Here is a 19155-nt window from a genome sequence, read left to right on the forward strand (position 1 = left end):
AGTTCTACAGTCGGGGCTTGAAAGGAGCACTCACATGCTGACTGTTCGCAAATCCCAAGACCGGGGCCACGCCGACCATGGCTGGCTCAACTCTTTCCACAGCTTCTCGTTCGCCGGCTACTACGACCCGGCCCACATGGGCTTTGGCAATCTGCGCGTCATCAACGAAGACCGCATTGCCCCTGGCACCGGCTTTGGCACCCATGGCCACCGCGACATGGAAATCATCAGCTACGTGCTGTCGGGCGAACTGGCCCATAAGGACAGCATGGGCAATATCAAGGGCATCCCGCCTGGCGATGTGCAGCGCATGAGCGCGGGCACCGGGGTGCAGCACAGCGAGTTCAACCACGCGGCTGGGCAGACCACACACTTCCTGCAGATCTGGATCGAGCCGAATGTGCGTGGCATTCCACCCAGCTATGAGCAAAAGACGTTCGCCGAAGCGCAAAAACGCGGCGCGCTGCGCCTGGTGGCCTCGCCCGATGGGGCGCAAGACTCGGTGACGATCCATGCCGATGCAGCCTTGTATGCTGGCCTGCTCGATGGCGAAGAGGCTGTCGCGCTGACACTGGACCCGGCACGCAAGACCTATGTGCACCTGGTGCGCGGGGCGCTGCGGGCCAATGGCAATGTGCTGTCGGGCGGCGATGCCGTGCTGATGGAGCAAGAAACCGCCTTGTCGTTGACCGATGGCCACGACGCCGAGGTGCTGGTGTTTGATCTGGCCGCCTGACATTCGACATTCATTTTTCAACCCCCTTCACCGGAGTTCTTCACCATGTTCACATCTTTGCAAAACCCCCTGGCCCTGGCATCGCGCTTGCTGCTGGCCGCCCTGTTTCTGCCTGCGGGCATCAGCAAGCTCACCGGCTTTGCTGGCACCGTCGGCTACATCACATCCGTAGGCCTGCCTATGCCCACCGTGGCCGCCGCCGTGGCCGCAGCGGTGGAAGTGCTGGGCAGCCTGGCGCTGATCTTTGGCTTTGGTACACGTTTTGCGGCCCTGGCACTGGCGTTCTTCACGCTGGTGGCGAGCTTCTTCTTCCATGCGTTCTGGAATTTGCCCGCCGACAAACAAATGATGCAGCAGCTCCTGTTCTTCAAGAACGTGGGCGTGACCGGCGGCCTGCTGGCGCTCGCAGCGTTTGGCGCGGGCGGCTGGAGCCTGGATGCGCGCCAGTCTGGCCGCTGATCTGAGGCGAAGAGCCTGTTGTTGACTGCGGGACGGCCACTGCAGGCGTCCCATCCGTTTTTCCGTAGGTCTGTTTTTCCCTCGTTACCACTTGTTTCCACAGGAGTTCTCTCATGGCACACATCGCAGTTGTTTATCACTCGGGTTACGGTCACACACAGCGCCTGGCGCAGGCCGTGGCAGAGGGCGCTGGCGCCCAGTTGATCGCCATTGATGCCGAGGGCAACCTGCCCGAAGGCGGCTGGGAAACGCTGGCCGATGCCAGCGCCATCATCTTTGGCACCCCCACCTACATGGCCGGCCCCAGCTGGCAGTTCAAGAAGTTTGCCGATGCGTCGTCCAAGCCCTGGTTCAGCCAGGCCTGGAAGAACAAGCTGTTTGCGGGCTTCACCAACAGCGCCAGCACCAATGGCGACAAGCAGATCACGCTGGACTACCTGTTCCACCTGGCCATGCAGCACGGCGGTGTCTGGGTGGGCAACGGCATGATGCCCGCCAATTCCAAGGCCGCCACGCGCAACGACGTGAACTGGATTGGCTCCTTCAGTGGCGCCATGTCGCAGTCGCCGTCGGATGCCTCGGCCGCCGAGATGTTCCCTGGCGATCTGGAGACCGGCAAGCAGTTTGGCCAGCGTGTTGCGGACATGGCCGCCAAGCTGGGCAGCTGAAGCTGGTAGGCTGGCGACGTTGTTGTCCAGCCCTCAAGGAACCCCCGATGAATCACTGTTTTTGCCTTGTCCCTGCCATGGATGCGATGGGAGTGTTGTCATGAACGCGCCCCTGCGTCTTTCGGGCCACGCCAAGGACCTGGGCGGTGGTTTCACGGTGCGGCGCCTTTTGCCGGCGGTGCAGCGCCAGGCCGTGGGGCCTTTCCTGTTCTTTGACCACTTTGGGCCGGTGACGGTGGAGCCCGATGCGGGCCACGATGTGCGGCCCCACCCCCACATCGGCCTGGCCACGGTGACCTACCTGTTCTCGGGCGCCATCATGCACCGCGACAGCCTGGGCTACGTACAGCAGATCGAGCCCGGGGCCATCAACTGGATGACGGCGGGGCGCGGCATCGTGCATTCCGAGCGCCGTCCGCAGAATCTCGCAAACCAGGCTTATGTGAACCATGGCATCCAGCTGTGGGCTGCTTTGCCGGTGGCCCATGAAGAGGCCGACCCTTCGTTTGTGCACACGCCTGCCGCTGCCATTCCGCAGGTGCAGGTGGGAGATGCCACCGTGCGGGTGCTGATTGGGGAAGCCTTCGGGCAGACCTCTCCTGTTGCCACCTATTCGCGCACGCTGTACCTCGATGTGCAGTTGCCTGCGGGCGCCACACTGGAGATCCCCGCGCTCGTCCCGGAGATGGCGGTCTACACCGTGGATGCACCGGTCCAGCTAAACGGGGACACAGTGGCCCCACAGCTTCTGGCAGTGGTGGAACCAGGGCGGGCCACACACCTTGCTGCGGGTGACAGCGCCGTGCGCCTGATGGTGATTGGTGGCGATGCACTGGATGCGCCGCGCCACATGTGGTGGAACTTTGTCTCCAGCCGCAAGGACCGCATCGTGCAGGCGGCCAGTGACTGGGATGCGCAGGCCATGGGGCAGGTGCCGGGCGAGGTGGAGTGGATTCCGTTGCCGGAGCGCCGCTTCAAGGCCTGACCTGGGCAAGGTTGTTGGCTTGAATTTTTGAAATTTCAAGCAAAATTGGCATCTGGCGCTTGATGGATAAGCGCTGGTAGCTCACTTATTGATAGCGTTTTCGCTGCTGGCAGGCTCGGGGTCGGTCGAAAGGTCTGCCCCCAGCACCCTGCGTTCATCGAACACAAAACAGCCGCCGTGGTAGTGCGCGCCATCGGTGAGCTCAAAGTACTTGAGAATCCCGCCTTCGAGCTGGTAGACATGCGAGAGGCCTTCTTCGCGCATCAGGATCGCCGCCTTCTCGCAGCGGATGCCGCCGGTGCAGAAGCTCACCACGGTTTTGTCCTGCAGCTCGCTCTTGTGTGCCCGTAGGGCGGGCGGGAACTCGGTGAACTTGTCGATGCGCCAGTCGATGGCGTTGTCGAAAGTGCCGCGGTCCACCTCGAAGGCGTTGCGCGTGTCGAGCGTCACCACCTCGCGCCCTTCGTCGTCATGCCCTTGTGCCAGCCAGCGGTGCAGGGTGACGGGGTCCACCGACGGCGCCCGGCCCTGGGCGGGCTGGATGGTGGGGTGATCCATGCGAATGATCTCGCGCTTGACCTTGACCAGCATCTTGCGAAACGGAACCGTGGCCGACCAGCTCTCCTTGGGTTCCAGATCGGCAAAACGGGCATCGGTGCGCAGCGCATCGACAAAACCGTGCACGGCCTCGGCCGGTCCTGCCAGAAAGAAATTGATACCTTCCTCGGCCAACAGGATGGTGCCCTTGAGGCCTGCCGCAGTGGCGCGCCCATGCAGCACCTCGCGCAACGCTGCCGCATCGGGCAAAGGCACGAACTTGTAGCAGGAGATATTCAGGACGGTGTCGATGGGGTTCACGGCAAATCAGCGCAATGGGGTCGCGTTTCCACTCGGATCAAGGCAACTTCTTGGGATTCCGCGCAGCGCACCGCGCCGCTGTGGAGCGCCGGTGCCTGCGGGTTTCTCAGGCTGCCGGTGTCAGCAGCGTGGTTTCGATTTTGTTGGCCAGCTGGGCGATGGCCAGGGCCGCAGGGCAGCCCGGGGTTTGCAGCAGCAGCAACTGCCGGCGCATCACGGCATCGCGTACCGAAGGGTCGGCCGGAATGTCGCCCATGTGAATCAGGCGCATGGGGCGGCCGGATTCAGTGGTCACAAAGCGGTCCAGCACCTGCTGCAGCTGGCTGGTGATGGCACGGCCGTCGCCCGGGCGTGCGGCCTGGTTGATGACCATGCGCACATGCTGGCGTTTTTGCTGCATGGCCAGCACCTTGATGGCGGCGTAGGCGTCGGTCAGCGAGGTGGGTTCGGGCGTGGCCACGATGAGCACCTCGGAGGCCAGCGAAATGGAGAACAGCACCACGTCGGAGATACCGGCGCCGGTGTCCAGCAGCACCACGTCGTACTGGGGTGTGAGCGCCTGGATCACGCTCAGGAACTGGTTGCGCACCTCCGGCGTCAGGCGCGAATACTCGACCATGCCCGAGCCCGCCAGCAGCACGTCGAAGCCGCCCGGGGCCTGGATCACGGCATCTTCGAGGGTGGCTTTGCCGGTGAAGACGTCGTGCAGGGTGATCTTGGGGTGCAGGTTCAGCACCACATCCAGGTTGGCCAGGCCCAAGTCGGCGTCGAGCACCAGCACGCGCTGGCCACGCCGGGTGAGGGCTGCTGCCAGGTTGGCCGAAACGAAGGTCTTGCCAACCCCGCCCTTGCCGCTGGTGACGGCAATGATGCGGGCCCCCCCAGGACTGGGGGCGTGTGGCGTGGCCGAGCCTGCAGGGGCTGCTGGCGATGTGGGTGGGGGAGGGGACAGCGCGTCGCTCATCATCTAACTTTCAGTAGGCGCTGCCTGTTGGGTTGGGGTCCAGCGGGGGCAGGTCGCCCCAACCCGAGGGGGTGTAGAGCGGGCCAAACAACAGGCTTTTCTCTTCGGCACTGACCGTGCTGTCGGGTTGCTCCTCGATGCTGACGCGGTTGCGGCCTTCTGCCTTGGCTTGGTAGAGCTGGTGGTCGGCGCGGTCGGTCCACAGCAAGGTGGTGGAGCGGATCCACTGCATGGCAAAGGCACCGCCAATGCTGACTGAAACATTGAGCTCCACAGAGCCGGAGACCTTGATGGGTGTGTTGGCCACTGCGCGCCGGATGCGCTCGGCCACCACGCGGCCAAAGCCAGCCTGGCATGCAGGGAGCACCACGGCAAATTCTTCGCCGCCGTACCGCGCCAGCGTGTCCATGGGGCGCACGCAGGCACTGAGCGTGCGCGCCACCGACTGCAGCACGATGTCGCCGGCCAGATGGCCGTGCGTATCGTTCACTTTCTTGAAGTGGTCGATGTCCAGCATCAGCAGCAACGCTGCCTCGCCCGAGCGGGTGACACGGTCGATTTCGCGTTCCAGCACGGCACGGAAGTGCCGACGGTTGGCCAGGCCGGTGAGAGGGTCTTTGAGGGAGAGTTCGCACAGGCCGTCGATCAGGCCTTGCAGGTAGCGCGAGGGCACCTCGCGGTGCAATGCTGCTTCGCTGCCGCCGGCCTGAGCCACCAGCGCGTGGGCAGTATCCAGGCGAAGGTCGCGCAGATCTACCAGATGAGAGGCCGCAGAGTCAGACACAAATGGAGCAAAGAAAGTTGATGAAGTGTACCAGTGCGCCGGTAAGAAAGCCCCTGGCCCCAGGTCTAGGTGAAACCCGCAGCAGCGCTGGGAAAAGGGGGTGGAAGGCCCCGGCTTCAAACCCGTTCCACGGGCTGCGGCAACTGCTGCAACGCCACCAGCGCTTCGCCGTCCGTGCGGTACATCGCCAGGCCGATATTGGGCTCCAGCAAACCTGCCTGGCGCAGCACCTGCTCCGCAGGCAGTTTGAGGCCACTGAGGTGCAGCGTGCCACCCCGCGATTGCAGCAGTGCCAGCAACTGCGCAAAAGTCTCTACGCCCGTCACGTCGATGCGGTTGATGGGCTGGGCCATCAGGCACAGGTGCACCACATCGGGATGGCTGGCCAGGTGTTCGGTGACACGCCGCTCGAGGGCGCTGGCGGACGCAAAATCCAGCTCGGCATCCATGCGCAGGGCCAGCAGCCGGGGGGCAAGGGCGGGCAGATGCCACAGGTGGCGGTCGCGCAGGCTGCCATCCGGGTGCAGGCCCACCTCGATGATGCGGGGGTGCAGCCGCTGGTACAGGAAGTGGCTCAGGTTCATCAGCAGGCCCACCAGCACGCCCCAGTACATGCGCGGGGCCGTGGCCAGCGTCAGCGCGAAGGTCACGCCGCCGATCACGGCCTCCACCCGCGAAACCCGCCACAGGCGCAGCAGCGTGCCTGGTTTGATGAGGCTGGTCACGGCGGTCACCACCACGGCGGCCAGCACCGACTGCGGCACGTGGTACAGCGCCGGGGTCAGCCACAACAGCACCACCAGCACCAGGGCAATCGCAAACAGCGTGGCCCAGCCACTCTTGGCACCCGCATACAGGTTGATGGCCGAGCGTGAGAACGAGGCACTGGTCGCAAAGCTGCCGCACAGCCCGCTGCTGATCTTGGCCAAACCCTGCCCGATCAGATCCTGGTTTTCGTTCCAGCGCTCGCCGGACCGCTGGCTTTCTACCTTGGCGCTCGATGCGGTCTCCAGAAAACTCACCAGCGTGACGACCAGCACCGGCATCACCAGTGCGGAGAAGCTGGACCACGGCAGAGCACCGGGCCAATAAGGGGCAGGCAGGCCCGAGGGCACTGTGCCCACCACGGCCCCGCCAGCGCTGGCGTAGTCTAGCGCCCAGCTCAACGCGCCTGCCGCCCCAACCACTAAGATGGCCGCAGGAAAGTTCGGCCGCCAGCGGCGCGCTAGCATCAGCAGCGCTAGGCTGCCCAGGCCAAAGGCGGCCGCAGTCAGATCAAACAGTCCAGGCGAGGGCGTGGACAGCAATGCCCCCCAGTCTGAGCGCAACCCGGTGAGTGCAGCCAGTTGTGAGCCCAGGATCAACAGCGCTGCGGCCTGGGTGAACCCGCTGAGCACCGGAGACGTCACCAGATTGAGCAGCCAGCCAAAGCGCGCCAGCCCCATCACCAGCTGCAGCAACCCCGACAGGAGGGCGATCCATGCCGCCATGGCCACCCATTGCACGCTGCCAGGCTCGGCCAGCCCGGTGAGCGAGGCCCCAATCAGCAGGCTGGTGAGCGCGGTGGGGCCCACGCCCAGGCGTGTGGAGGCGCTGAACAGCACCGCCACCAGCGCGGGGATCAGCGAGGCATAGATGCCCGTCACCAAAGGCATGCCGGCCAGCGCCGCATAGGCAACCCCCTGCGGGACGAGCATCAGCCCCACCGTCATGCCAGCCCAGAATTCGCCTTTGATCAAGGTGCGGTCGGGCCGCGGCCAGGAAAGAAACGGAAGCCAACGGGTCAACGACACAGCGGGAAAAAACATGGGTACATTGTCGCGCCTGGGCCGCTGCTGCCAGATTCTCGAAATTGTCGGCATCGTCCTACAGGCGCCTAGGTCGCATCCGACCTAGCGCCTACCGGCCAGCGTTTACAGTCTCGCCATGTTTTTACCGCAAGGAGTTTCCGCATGAACAACCTGATGATTTCCCAGCGTCCTGCACACCGTATTGCAACCATCCTGGCCGTGAGCGCCCTGGCCCTGGGGCTGTCTGCCTGCGGCAAGAAGGAAGAGCCCACTGCGGGCCAGCGCCTGGACTCTGCCGTCGCAAAAACCGAGCAGGCCGCCGCCGAAGCCCGTGCCAAGGCAGAAAGCGCCATGCAGAACGCCGAAACCAAGGTGGAGCAGGGTGCTGCGAACGCCGAATCTTCGGTGAAGGAAGCCGCCAACAAGGGCATGGTTTTTCTGAGCGACGCAGAAATCACCGCGCAGATCAGCGCCAGCCTTGCCAAGGACCCCGACCTGAGCGCGGTGAAGATCAATGTCGATACGGCCAATGGCCGTGTCACCTTGAAGGGCCCCGCACCCTCCACCGTGGCCCGTGAGCGCGCCGAAGGCATCGCCAAGGCCGTGAATGGCGTGAGTTCTGTGAACAACCAGCTGGTGGTGAGCGCCAGCTGAAACGCGGGCTGACCTCTGCCCCAGCGCTGCAGTCCACACTGCAGACGCCACGCGCCGCCCGGGTTCACGCCCTGGCGGCGCGCTACCATGGCTGGCATGAAAGAGCATGACACCGACCTCGCCACCCGCATCGTCCACCACGACTACGTTCCGCCTGCAGGGTTCGTAGCACCTCAGCCGGGGGTCTACAAGGCCTCCACGGTCATCTTCCCCAACGTCGCGGCCATGCGCTCACGCGAATGGAAGGACAAAAGCGGCTACACCTACGGGCTGCATGGCACGCCCACCACCTTCATCCTGGAAGAGCGCCTGTGTGCGCTGGAGGGCGGCCTTCAGTGCCTGCTCGTGCCCAGCGGCCTGGCGGCCATTGCCAACGTGGCCCTGGCGTTGCTCAAGCCCGGGGATGAAGTGCTGATTCCCGACAACGCCTACGGTCCGGGCAAGGACCTCGCCAACGGCGAATTGGCGCGTTTTGGTATTACCCATGTGTTCTATGACCCGCTGGACCCGACCGACCTGGCGGTCCGCATCACGCCCGCCACCCGGCTGGTGTGGCTGGAGGCACCAGGTTCCGTCAGCATGGAGTTTCCGGACCTGTGCGAGCAGGTGCGCATCTGCCGCGCGCGGGGCGTGACCACGGCGCTGGACAACACCTGGGGCGCAGGGCTGGCGTTTGCGCCGTTTGACCTAACTGGTGACGGCAGCCTTGGGGTGGATATCTCGGCCCACGCGCTCACCAAATACCCGAGCGGCGGGGGCGATGTGCTCATGGGAAGTGTCGTGACGCGGGACCCGGGCCTGCACATGAAGATCAAGCTCACCCACATGCGGCTGGGCCTGGGCGTGGGCGTGAACGATGTGGAAGCCGTGTTGCGCTCGCTGCCCAGCATCGGCCTGCGCTACCGTGCCCATGACGAGGCGGCCCGCAGCCTGGCGCTGTGGCTGCAGCACCAGCCTGCCATCGCGCAGGTGTTGCACCCCGCGCTGGAGGGAGCGCCTGGCCACGCGCACTGGAAAGCGCTGTGCGGTGCAGCGCGTGCGGGGCAGGGCGCTGCGGCGGGGCTTTTCAGCGTGATGATCGATGCGCGCTATACGCAGCAGCAGGTGGATGCTTTCTGCGACAGCCTGCGCCTGTTCAAGCTGGGCTACAGCTGGGGCGGCCCCATGAGCCTGGTGGTGCCCTACAACATCGCTGGCATGCGCAGCCGCCCGCCCACCCATCTCAAACCAGGCACGCTGGTGCGGTTTTCGATTGGACTGGAAGCGGTGGAAGACCTGCGGCGGGATCTCCAGCAAGCCATGGAGCACGCCTTTCCGGTGGTGTGAGTCCTGTCTTTGGGGGCGGGGTGGTAGTTTCCGCAGTGGCGCAGGGCCCAGGGCTGGCTTAGTGTGAGGGATAGCGGTTTTGCCGCAGCCATTTCAACGTCCAGCCTGCATGAACGCCACACCCTCCAACCCCGTCCCTGAGTCTGCCGACCCGGCCAGGCCACCTGCACCGGATGCCCAGGCGGCCCAGCCCGTCACCCTGCGGCGGCTGGGGTTGGCCGATCCGTTCCGCTGGCTGGCCAAGGGCTTGCAGGATGTGCGCGCCGCCCCCGGCATTGCCGTGTTCTATGGCGTGTGCTTCTGGGGCATGGCGCTGGTGTTGGGCTGGGTGTTCCGCACACGGCCCGAATACACCATGTCGCTGGCCAGTGGTTGCCTGCTGCTCGGTCCTTTTCTGGCCATGGGGCTTTACGACACCAGTCGCAGGCGCGAGGCGGGGCTCCAGCCCGCGCTGAGCGAGTCGCTCACGTGCTGGGACAGCCACATGGGCAGCATGGGCATGCTGGTGCTCGTGCTGGTGGTGCTGGAGCTGCTGTGGGGGCGCGCGTCGCTGGTGGTGTTTGCCGTGTTTTTCAACACCGGCATGCCCTCCACCACGGGCGTGCTGCAAGCGATTTTCAACCCGCAGAACTGGAGCTTTGTGGCGGTGTACGCCTTGGTGGGCGGTATGTTTGCCGCGCTGGTGTTTTCCACCTCCGTGGTGTCCATCCCGATGATTCTGGACCGCGATACCGACGCCCTGACCGCCGGCATTACCAGCATGCGTGTGGTGCTGGAGAACCCCTTGGTCATGTTGCTCTGGGGAGCCCTCATCACCACCATCGTGGCGCTTTCGCTCTGGTTCTGGGGTGTCGGGCTGCTTCTGGCCGGCCCGGTGCTGGGCTTTGCCAGCTGGCATGCGTACCGCGCATCAGTAACCCCACCCAATACCATCTCGGCGGGAGCTTGAAAAAGGCCCATCCTGTTACAGTGAGTCTCTACTTCAGGAAGCAATTACCTTGGCAACACCCAACTACGGATACGAAAAACGCCAGCGCGAACTCGCCAAAAAGAAAAAAAAGGAAGAGAAGCTGAGATCCAAAACACAACAAAGGTCGGACGATCCGCAGGGTAACCAGCCCGCAGACGACCAGCCAGCGGGCGAAGCGGGGGCACCCGATCAGCCTGCAAGCGCCCCTGGCGGCTGACGCGTCCGCTGCGCTTCAGCGCAGCAGTTTTTTGAGTTCCGGCCACACATTGGCCAGCATCTGCGGATGCGCCTCGGCGCGCGGATGGATGCGGTCAGGCTGGAACAGGCGGGTCGGATCGGGCCCGTCGGCCACACCTTTCAGGAAGAAAGGCACCACGGCTACCTTCTGGGCCTTGGCCACCGTGGTAAACAGGCCCGCGAACCGGTTCGCATAGTCGGTGCCATAGTTGGGCGGCACCTGCATTCCCACCAACAGCACCTTGGCCCCCGCGTTCTGGGCTGCCTGGGTCATCCAGACCAGATTCTCCTCGGTATTCTTGAGCGGCAGCCCGCGCAGGGCATCGTTGCCCCCCAGTTCAATCACCACATGGCTCGGCTTGTGCTGCGCCAGCAGCGCCGCCAGACGCGCGCGGCCACCCGAGGTGGTTTCGCCGCTCACGCTGGCGTTGACCACGGTGGCCGTCAGTTTTTCCTGGGCCAGCTGTTTTTCGAGCAAGGCCACCCAGCCCGTGCCGCGCGCAAGGCCATATTCGGCGCTCAGAGAATCCCCCAGCACCAGAACCACCGGCTGCCGTGCCTGCGCAGCTGCCGTCTTCGGGGCCGCCTGGGCGAAGGCGTGCGGCGCCGAAAGCCCCACCACCAGGCCGACCGATGCGCTCAGGATAAAGTGGCGCCGTTGCTGCAGATATCGAATCAAAGTAAAGAGCCTTTCATGTCCGAATCCTTCCCATTGCCCAAGACACCGCCCGCCACACCCATCATTGCCGTGGAGCATGTCTTCAAGTCGGTGACGGATTCCACCGGAACCCTCGACATTCTGCGGGATATCGATTTCCGCCTGGCTGCCAGGGAAACTGCCGCCATCGTGGGCGCCTCGGGCTCGGGCAAGAGCACCTTGCTGTCCATCATCGCGGGGCTCGACACCCCCAGCCGTGGCACGGTGCGGCTTGATGGCCATGACCTCTTTGCCATTGACGAGGATGCCCGCGCGGCGCTGCGCGCCCAAAAGGTGGGCTTTGTGTTCCAGAGCTTTCAGCTCATGGGCAACCTCACGGCGCTGGAGAACGTGATGCTGCCGCTGGAGCTGGCCAACCGCCGCGATGCCCGCAAGGCCGCCGCCGACATGCTGGCCCGCGTGGGGCTGGGCCAGCGCCTTTCGCACTACCCCAAGGTGCTCTCGGGTGGCGAGCAACAGCGCGTGGCGCTGGCGCGGGCCTTTGTGGTCCAGCCGGCCGTGCTGCTGGCCGACGAGCCGACCGGCAGTCTCGACTTTGCCACCGGCGAGACCATCATGAAGCTCATGTTCGACCTGAACCGGGAACAGGGCACAACGCTGGTGCTGGTCACCCATGATCGCGCCATCGCCGAGCAGTGCGAGCGGCGCATCACCATCGAGGCCGGGCGGGTGGTGTAAGCGCCATTTGCAGCGCTGAGAGGGATGGGGAAAGCCAGGTTTTTGAGTGTTTTTGGCCTCTGGCGCTTATCCATCAAGCGCTAATAGCTATCAAATTGATAGTTTCCTGAAGCCAGTGCCCTGCGCCAGCGGATAATCCGTCCATGTCCAGCCCCAAAGTTCTCTTCGGCTTTCACGCCGTGGGCGTGCGTTTGAAGACCGCGCCGAAATCCATCATCGAGATTTACTACGAGGTCACGCGGCGCGATGCCCGCATGCGCCAGTTCCTCGACCGCGCCCGCGAAGCCGGTGCCCGCCTGATCGAAGCCGACAGCGTGCGCATCGCCAAGCTGGCTGGCAGCCATGGCCACCAGGGGGTGGCCGCGCGCGTGGAGCCCGTGGCCCAGGTCACCTCCCTCGACGAATTGCTGGAAAACCTTGAAGCCGCCGGTATCGAACAGCCTTTGCTGCTGGTGCTCGACGGCGTGACCGACCCGCACAACCTGGGCGCCTGCCTGCGCGTGGCCGATGGCGCGGGCGCGCATGCCGTGATTGCCCCCAAGGACCATGCCGTGGGCATCAATGCCACGGTGGCCAAGGTGGCCAGTGGCGCCGCCGAGACCATGCCGTACTTCATGGTCACCAACCTGGCGCGCACGCTGGGCGAATTGAAGGAGCGCAACATCTGGTGCATTGGCACCAGCGACGACGCGCCCAAGACCGTCTACCAGGTGGACTTGAAAGGCCCCGTCGCCCTGGTGCTGGGCGCCGAAGGCGACGGTATGCGCCAGCTCACGCGCAAGACCTGTGATGAGCTGGTCAGCATTCCCATGAAGGGCGCTGTGGAGAGCCTGAACGTGTCGGTGGCCAGCGGCGTGTGCCTGTACGAGGCGCTGCGCCAGCGCACCTGACACATCCTCAATTGCTGGGGCACTCCCATCTTTCTGGGGTGCCCGGTCATTGTTCTTTGCGCCGGGGGCGCAGGCGCACCGCCATCAGGAAAAGCAGCGCCGCCAGCACCACGGTTGCAGGCTGCGTGAGTGTGGGGATTGATTGCAAGGGCACCACGGCCAGGCCCTGGGTGGCGGTGTTGTCAGACAGGATGGCCTCGCCCACGGCAGCGGTGCTGGCCACAATCACCATCTGCCCGATGGTCACGGGCGTACCCGCCACGCGGCAGATCACGGTGGCGCCCGCCGGCACCATGTCCCCCGCCAACCAGGCCGCATTCGTGCGGTCCAGCACACAGCCTGTCTGGCTCAAGCCAGGGGGCAACCCGGAGTCGATTGCGCAGCGCGTGCCGCCCACGGCATCCAGAAGTCCGGCATTGGTGCAAGAAAACGTCCCGGAATAGGGCTGCCCGGAGATTGCTTGCAAAGGCATGCCCGACAGGCTGATGACCATATTCACCACCGCGATGGTGGTAGTGGCCGTGGCACTGTTGTTGCCGGTGTGTGCATCCCCCGGGGTGACCACCGTGGTGGTGATGGGCACTTGCCCCAGGGCGGGTGCCTGGTAGCGGAAGCTCAGCGACAGGATCTGCCCGTCGGCCAAGGTGGGGGGCAGGCCCAAAAGGGCCACGGCACAGGTTGCAGTGTCGAAGCCGGCCATGGTCACCCCGGGCGGAGCGCTCACCAGTTGCACGGCAGCGGGGCAGTTCAGCGCAGCCCCGATGGCGATCGCGGGGGTCCAGGGGGTCGCTGCGGTACCGCTCAGGTTGGCAAACGTTGCCAGGACCGTTATCGATTCGCCAGCCAGCGCCGTCAGGGGCGCGCTGGCGGTGGTTTGCAGATCCACCGGGCTGATCACCGTGGTGCCTGTGGCCGAATTGTTGGCGGGCACGTCGTCGGGCGCGGGGCCGGCTACCGTGGCGACGGCGGTCACGGTTCCTCCCGCCGGAGCGGCGTACGAGAACACCAGGGGCGCCGCAGGGTCGGCACCGAGCACCGACGCGCCACCCGCGAGCGTGGCCGGGAAGCCCGAGAACACGTAGCGGCCTTGGCCCAGCGTGTCCACGCACGATGCGGACGCGCCGGTGGGCAGATTGGCAAAGCTCACCACGGTGTCGGTACAGCTGCGGTCCAGGGTCAGGGTGTATTGCAGCCCCGTGGCCGTGTCCGCGCCTCGGTTCGCAAACGCCAGGCGCCCCTGCACCACGCTGCCCGGCCTGGCCGCAGCAGGCACAAAGATGGATGCGGCGGTGTCCCGCAGGAGCGGGTCAATCCAGAGCACGCCATTGCCGGCCGGGGATGTGATGTAGGTCCAGAGGTCCAGCCCCTTGGCATCGCCCCACCCGCCGGTGGCTGCACAGTCGGCGTTGGCATTGGCGCCGGGCGGCCACCAGCGGTACAGCTGTGGCGAAGCGCCATAGACCAGTGTTGAATCCGCTCCGCCCAGGGCCTGCGCAGGGTCTGAGGCGGGTGGCGGGGAGCCGGGGCAGAGGGTTCCGTTCACCTGACCCACCAGGGTGCCACTCTGGGTGACATAACCCCGGTCATCAAAATAGACGGTGGTATTGCCAGCCTGCGGCCCGTTGAGCTTGGTGATGGTGGGGCCTCCGCCAAAGGTCGCCGTGGCGGTGCTGGTGCCATTGCCGTTGTTCTCGGTATCGATCATGGGCAGGTGAATCTCGCCAGCACGCGCAAATGCCCGGTAGGCGTAGGGCGTGGCGCTGGCGGGAAAGGGGGTGCCCGCGGCATCGTTGCCATCCCACGGCACATCCTGTGTGCCCGTGGCGGCGATACCCGTGATGATCGCGTTGACCGTATTGGAGGGGCTGAAATCCACACCGTCGCGGCTCACGACGATCTGGAAGGTGGAGGCACCGGTGATCGAAAGCCGGAACGTGCCGCCCGCACCCGGCAGGGTGCGTGAACCCACGCCGGGCAGGCGCCCGGTGAATGTGGCGGCCGACAGCGAAGGTGGCTGGGGCGTGAGCGGAATGCGCAGCGCTGTGAGCACCTTGTCCACCTCGGCCGAGTGGGGGGCTGCGGGGGCGATGCTGCTGAAGAAAATCGGAAACTCCGGCCGCTGGGCCGACAGGCCCGCCGCCAGGTTCGTCACAAACGAGTCGCTGCCGCGCACGCCCTTGTACAGGGGCTGCCCGTTGTCCAGAAACCCCAGCCGGTTGGCATACAGCGCAAAGCCATTGGGATCGAGCCCCTCCAGTGCCTGCGAGTAGCGGTAACCGTCGAGCGTCACGTAGTCGTGGCGCGAATAGACCGGGCGGTTGTTCACCCCCGTGAAGCCCACCCAGGCGTAGGTGAACAGGCGGCCATTGAGGTCGCTGAGGCTGCTGGCGGACGCACGTACCGTGACGTCCCATGCAGCGGCAGTGCTGCTGCTGACGCGGGGGTTGAAAACGTCGCCATTGAGGTTGGTGGGGCCACTGCTGGCGGGCATGAACTGCACGCCGTAGACCCCGGACGATGGAACGCGGTAGGCGCAGGGTGCGAACCCATTGGTGACAGTGGCGCTGCCATCGGCGCTGTGGGGCCCGGCCAGCTCCTGAGTGCGCGTGTTCAGCTGACCCAGGCTGCCACCACCAAAACTACCCGAGGGCGGGCTGCTGGACGCACACGAAAAATCCGCCACGGCTGGCAATGTCTCATCACCCGGCGTGCCGAAATCCTGCGGGTTGTACACCAGGATGTCGCCCCCGGTGGTGCGGTTGCTGGAGCCCAGCAGCACATATTCGCCCGCCTCGGCGTAGACATACAGAAAGGTGCGGCGCTGGACCTTGCCCACGTAGCGGTTGCCTGGCTGCAGGTCCAGATTGGCGCGGCATCCCCGGTTGAGCGTGTTGGCGCAGGTGCCGCCGCTGGTAGGGTAGGTGGACGGATACAGCGTACGGCTGCCCTCCGCCCAGGCCTGTGGAGCCGCGCCCAGCCCCACAAATGCGCTCAATGCCATGACGACGCCAAGGGTACTGTGGCGGCGATACGCGGGTAGTCCGTCGGACATGCGTGGGTCTCCCTGGTTCATTGTCTGGATGGTCGAAGTGCCAACCCCTGTGCGATTCGCGGGGCTGGGTGGCTGTGCCGCACAGTCCCTAAGCCGCTGCTCAAAATTTTTCCCGGCATCGTGCCGAGGTGTATGCAGTATGAGTGGGCGCTTTAGATACACCGCATGAGTCTGCGGCCAGTCAAGCAGTCTGTTCCTTCGCACGCATGATCAACGCTTGATACCTCAAAGGGGCATGCTGCCAGTCTCTGGCTTTGCATGCATATTTTGCTGATGTTGGGCGGCAAGCCACAAGTGCGGTTGATAGCGGTAGTCGCTCGGCGTTGAACCGTATTGCTTTTTGAACAAGCGCGCTGTTTTGCTTCAGGCATCGCTGTGGCACAACCAGAACCGATTCGTGAAAGGCTTCCCCAAGGTCGCGCCCATTTGTAACGCTACCGGGTAACGGGTGTAGGCCAATAGCCCGAATAACGGGCGCAGCGGGCATAAGTCTGGGAAATCGCACCGCTGGGCAGCGAAGCGCAGTACTGTGGTCCGACTAAGTAACTACTTGGTTGATCAAGGACTTTGAAGTCACCACAGAAGGTTTAACACCATGCCATCCGACAGCACTGCCACCCTCACCAATTCAGGGTACGCCACATGCGATGCTGCCCTCCTTCAGTCCAAATCCGGTCGAAAAAATCCCGCCTTGCTGTTGTGCCTGGGACTTGTTTCGCTGCTTTCAATGGCGTGCAGCAATGTCGCATGGGCTGCGACAGCGCCGCCGCTTGGAACTGCCGCAAATTTCGGAATTGTCTCCAGTACGCTCTCCGGCACTGGCGCTCCGACGGTTGTCACAGGCTCGGTGTGTTACTCGACCGCCTCTGGGACATTGCCTGCCTTCAGCGGCATTACAAAGACCCCGTGCACGACAGAGATCAGCGACCAAAACACCGCATTGGCGGATTTGGATGCGCAGCTGGGTACATGCATCTCTCTTGGCTCGTCAGTGGATCTGAGTGCGGCCGTTGTCGGCGGAGGTACGCCTGGCGTCATCCCGCCTGGTTGCTATTCCAGTACGGGCGCCATGAGCATTGGGTCAACACTGACCCTCAATGGTGGCGGTGTCTACGTCTTCAGACCCGGAGCGGGTGCGGCAACTGCGGCGCTGAACACCGCTGCTGGATCCATTGTCACCCTGAATGGCGCTTGCGCGGGCGATGTCTTTTGGGCGCCCACCGCCGCGACGACACTGGGTGCGAACTCCACTTTCTTCGGAACAATCGTTGATGTTGCGGGCATCACCATGGGCGCGGGTGCTACCTTGTCAGGCCGAGCCTTGGCTGCGGGCGGTACCGTCACCACCAATGCGAATGCAATTGCCATCCCCGGTGCATGCACTCCAACTGCTGCTTTGCCGGTGATCCGGGTCACGAAAATCTCCAACGGTGGCGCAGGTACCTTCGATTTCAGCGGCAGCAACGGGTTTGCCAACCAATCCATTACGACCGTGATGTCCGGCGTGGCCGTATCTGGAAGTGCGCAGACACTGGCTTCAGCAGGTACCAGCACCACGATCACAGAAGCAGCGCCTCCGATAGGCTATACCCTGGCCTCCATCAGTTGCACCGGCCTCGGTGCAGGTGGAACACAGGCGAACAACCTGGGGACGCGCACGGTCACGCTGGATGCAGCGGCCACCGCAGCAGGGGCGGCTATCGCGTGTACCTTCACCAACAACATGGATGGATTCGTGCCGCCCACGACTTCGATCCCGACGCTTTCCGAATGGGCGATGATCTTGCTGGCTGGGCTGATGGCCATCGTCGGCCTGGGTATGCGTCGCAAGGGCATGTAGGTCGCGCAATCGCAATGGACCAAGCACAGATGGTGGGGGCGCGTAAGCGCCCCTTTTTTTGTGGTGGGCGCAGCGACGCAAAGCTCAACCGGTGTTACGGGGTGATTTGCTGACTCACTGTGAGTCCAAGAGCGTGCAGCGTGTGTGGACTGTCCGTCGTGGTGGGGGGCCGCGCCGCGCGGTGGCCCTGGGCGCCGTTGGATGTTTGTTGCCAGGTAGCTTCCGGATTTTGTTGCACTTTTTTGGTGCATTTTCTGTCGCAGAACTGACAGCAAAATGTCCAATGTGCCGCTAGGCTCCCCCATCGTTCTTTTCTCGGGGCATCCCATACCATGAGCCGTCGTCACTTTCTCTTGCGTGCCACCCAGGCCGTTGCTGCCACCGGTCTGCCTGCCTGGGCCCACACTGCCGTGGCGGCCGAAGAGGCGTTGACCGCCCGGACCATCAACCTGGGTTGCTCCATCGCACTGACCGGGCCCCTGGGCCAGGCAGGTATCGAGCAGGTGGCGGGCATGAAGGCCGCGTTCGCCGAGGTGAATGCCGCCGGTGGCGTGCACGGCCGCGAGATCCGCATGGACCCCAAGGACGACGGCTACGTGGCCAGTCGCACTCTCAAGAACGTGACCGACATGGTGGAGGCCCAATCTGTGTTCGCGCTGATCTCGCCGTTGGGCACGGCCAACACCGCGGCCATCCTGCCTCTGATTGAATCCAAGGGCATTCCTACCGTGGGGCCGGTGACTGGCGCCACCTCGCTGCGTGCGCCCGAGAACCGGCATGTGTTCTTCCTGCGGCCGACCTACCGCGAAGAGACGCAGCGCCTGGTCAAGCAGATCGTGGACATGGGCCTCAAGCGCATTGCCGTGGTGTACCTGGACAACCCCTTTGGCAAGGAAGTGCTCAAGGACATGTCCCGCGCACTGGACGAGATCAAGGTCGAGCGCGGCGGCGAGTTTGCACTGGCCGTGGACGGTAAGAACGGCGCTGAACTGGCCGACAAGGTGGCCGCCGAGCGCCCGGGCGCCGTGCTGCTGGCCACCACGGGCACGGCCAACACTGCGTTTGTGCAGGCTTTTCGCGCCAAGGCGCAGGGCGTGCCGCTGGCGGGCCTGTCGGTCACGGTGATCTCTTCCGAGCTGCCCAAGCTGGCCGCGTCCACGCGTGGCCTGGCACTGGTGCAGGTGTTCCCGGATGCCAACTCCCAGAAATCGGTGGTGGTGCGCAGGTTCCAGAGCACCCTGAAAGCCACGGGCGCGAACGTGGCGTTCATGAACAGCGGCAGCGCGCTCGAAGGCTGGCTCAACGGCCAGATCATGATCGAGGGCCTCAAGAACGCAGGCAAGGACCTCACGCGCGACCGCCTGCGCGCAGGCCTGGCCAGCATCCGGTCGCTGTCGTTTGGCGACTTCAACGTGGGCTTTGGCAACAAGGCACCCTACATCGGCTCGGACGCGATCTACCTGGCCGTGTACGCGGAAAACGGGCGCCGGATCAGCTGAGCGGGTTGTCTGAGCGTGCTGCTGGGCAGGAGCGCAAGAGCCTGGCC

18 protein-coding genes are annotated in these 19155 nt (G+C 64.5%); 12 read left to right on the plus strand and 6 right to left on the minus strand.

Translation table 11 applies throughout. The annotated features are described in order from the left end of the window. Nucleotides 1–34: 34 nt before the first annotated feature. From ASE52_RS04755 to ASE52_RS04770, 4 genes are all read left to right on the plus strand, one after another. A complete protein-coding gene (locus tag ASE52_RS04755; protein WP_010458545.1) occupies nt 35–736 on the plus strand; it encodes a pirin family protein in 702 nt (233 codons plus the stop codon). 45 nt (nt 737–781) lie between these two features. Then, a complete protein-coding gene (locus tag ASE52_RS04760; RefSeq protein ID WP_010458542.1) occupies nt 782–1195 on the plus strand; it encodes a DoxX family protein in 414 nt (137 codons plus the stop codon). Nucleotides 1196–1308: 113 nt separating this feature from the next. Then, a complete protein-coding gene (locus ASE52_RS04765; protein WP_010458541.1) occupies nt 1309–1863 on the plus strand; it encodes a flavodoxin family protein in 555 nt (184 codons plus the stop codon). A 100-nt stretch (nt 1864–1963) separates the two neighbouring features. Continuing rightward, nucleotides 1964–2848 (plus strand): pirin family protein, encoded by an 885-nt coding sequence (locus ASE52_RS04770; RefSeq protein ID WP_057224184.1) that lies wholly within the window; start codon nt 1964–1966, stop codon nt 2846–2848. 81 nt (nt 2849–2929) lie between these two features. Here the strand turns inward: ASE52_RS04770 and ASE52_RS04775 are convergent, their stop codons facing one another. The 4 genes from ASE52_RS04775 to ASE52_RS04790 form a co-directional block, all read right to left on the minus strand. Then, the gene (locus ASE52_RS04775; RefSeq protein ID WP_057225209.1) at nt 2930–3697 is read right to left on the minus strand and encodes a sulfurtransferase; all 768 of its coding nucleotides are present in this window, start codon (nt 3695–3697) and stop codon (nt 2930–2932) included. A gap of 115 nt (nt 3698–3812) precedes the next feature. Then, nucleotides 3813–4670, minus strand: a complete 858-nt coding sequence (locus ASE52_RS04780; protein WP_010458536.1) for a MinD/ParA family protein — start codon at nt 4668–4670, stop codon at nt 3813–3815. Nucleotides 4671–4680: 10 nt separating this feature from the next. Continuing rightward, nucleotides 4681–5454, minus strand: coding sequence for a GGDEF domain-containing protein (locus ASE52_RS04785; RefSeq protein ID WP_057224186.1), 774 nt, complete (start codon nt 5452–5454; stop codon nt 4681–4683). 116 nt (nt 5455–5570) lie between these two features. Beyond that, entirely contained in the window at nt 5571–7262 is a 1692-nt protein-coding gene (locus tag ASE52_RS04790; protein WP_057224189.1) for a SulP family inorganic anion transporter, read from the minus strand. Between the two features lie 144 nt (nt 7263–7406). Here ASE52_RS04790 and ASE52_RS04795 point away from each other — a divergent pair, with 144 nt between their 5' ends. The 4 genes from ASE52_RS04795 to ASE52_RS24920 all read left to right on the plus strand — a co-directional run bounded on the left by ASE52_RS04795 (nt 7407) and on the right by ASE52_RS24920 (nt 10411). Then, nucleotides 7407–7898, plus strand: a complete 492-nt coding sequence (locus tag ASE52_RS04795; protein WP_010458530.1) for a BON domain-containing protein — start codon at nt 7407–7409, stop codon at nt 7896–7898. A gap of 87 nt (nt 7899–7985) precedes the next feature. After that, the gene (locus ASE52_RS04800; RefSeq protein ID WP_140426132.1) at nt 7986–9224 is read left to right on the plus strand and encodes a PLP-dependent transferase; all 1239 of its coding nucleotides are present in this window, start codon (nt 7986–7988) and stop codon (nt 9222–9224) included. Between the two features lie 109 nt (nt 9225–9333). Continuing rightward, complete coding sequence (locus ASE52_RS04805; RefSeq protein WP_241776920.1) at nt 9334–10173, plus strand: DUF2189 domain-containing protein; 840 nt, start codon at nt 9334–9336, stop codon at nt 10171–10173. 49 nt (nt 10174–10222) lie between these two features. Next, nucleotides 10223–10411, plus strand: a complete 189-nt coding sequence (locus ASE52_RS24920; protein WP_081474547.1) for a hypothetical protein — start codon at nt 10223–10225, stop codon at nt 10409–10411. Between the two features lie 15 nt (nt 10412–10426). Here the strand turns inward: ASE52_RS24920 and ASE52_RS04810 are convergent, their stop codons facing one another. Further along, nucleotides 10427–11110 (minus strand): arylesterase, encoded by a 684-nt coding sequence (locus ASE52_RS04810; protein ID WP_057224191.1) that lies wholly within the window; start codon nt 11108–11110, stop codon nt 10427–10429. 15 nt (nt 11111–11125) lie between these two features. On the opposite strand from ASE52_RS04810, the gene ASE52_RS04815 reads away from it, so the two are divergent. Both ASE52_RS04815 and rlmB read left to right on the plus strand, forming a co-directional pair. Beyond that, on the plus strand, nt 11126–11827 hold the full coding sequence (locus tag ASE52_RS04815; protein WP_057224193.1) for an ABC transporter ATP-binding protein: 702 nt from the start codon (nt 11126–11128) through the stop codon (nt 11825–11827). A gap of 143 nt (nt 11828–11970) precedes the next feature. After that, nucleotides 11971–12717: a 23S rRNA (guanosine(2251)-2'-O)-methyltransferase RlmB gene (gene rlmB / locus ASE52_RS04820; protein ID WP_010458522.1), complete on the plus strand. Its 747-nt coding sequence runs from the start codon at nt 11971–11973 to the stop codon at nt 12715–12717. 46 nt (nt 12718–12763) lie between these two features. On the opposite strand, the gene ASE52_RS04825 is transcribed toward rlmB, so the two are convergent. Further along, the gene (locus tag ASE52_RS04825; RefSeq protein ID WP_140426133.1) at nt 12764–15769 is read right to left on the minus strand and encodes a hypothetical protein; all 3006 of its coding nucleotides are present in this window, start codon (nt 15767–15769) and stop codon (nt 12764–12766) included. Between the two features lie 595 nt (nt 15770–16364). Here ASE52_RS04825 and ASE52_RS24925 point away from each other — a divergent pair. Next, entirely contained in the window at nt 16365–17609 is a 1245-nt protein-coding gene (locus ASE52_RS24925; protein WP_082606756.1) for an IPTL-CTERM sorting domain-containing protein, read from the plus strand. Nucleotides 17610–17941: 332 nt separating this feature from the next. Beyond that, on the plus strand, nt 17942–19108 hold the full coding sequence (locus ASE52_RS04835; protein ID WP_057224199.1) for an ABC transporter substrate-binding protein: 1167 nt from the start codon (nt 17942–17944) through the stop codon (nt 19106–19108). The last annotated feature ends 47 nt before the right edge of the window (nt 19109–19155 follow it).

Source organism: Acidovorax sp. Root275 (assembly GCF_001428965.1).
GTDB lineage: Bacteria > Pseudomonadota > Gammaproteobacteria > Burkholderiales > Burkholderiaceae_C > Acidovorax > Acidovorax radicis.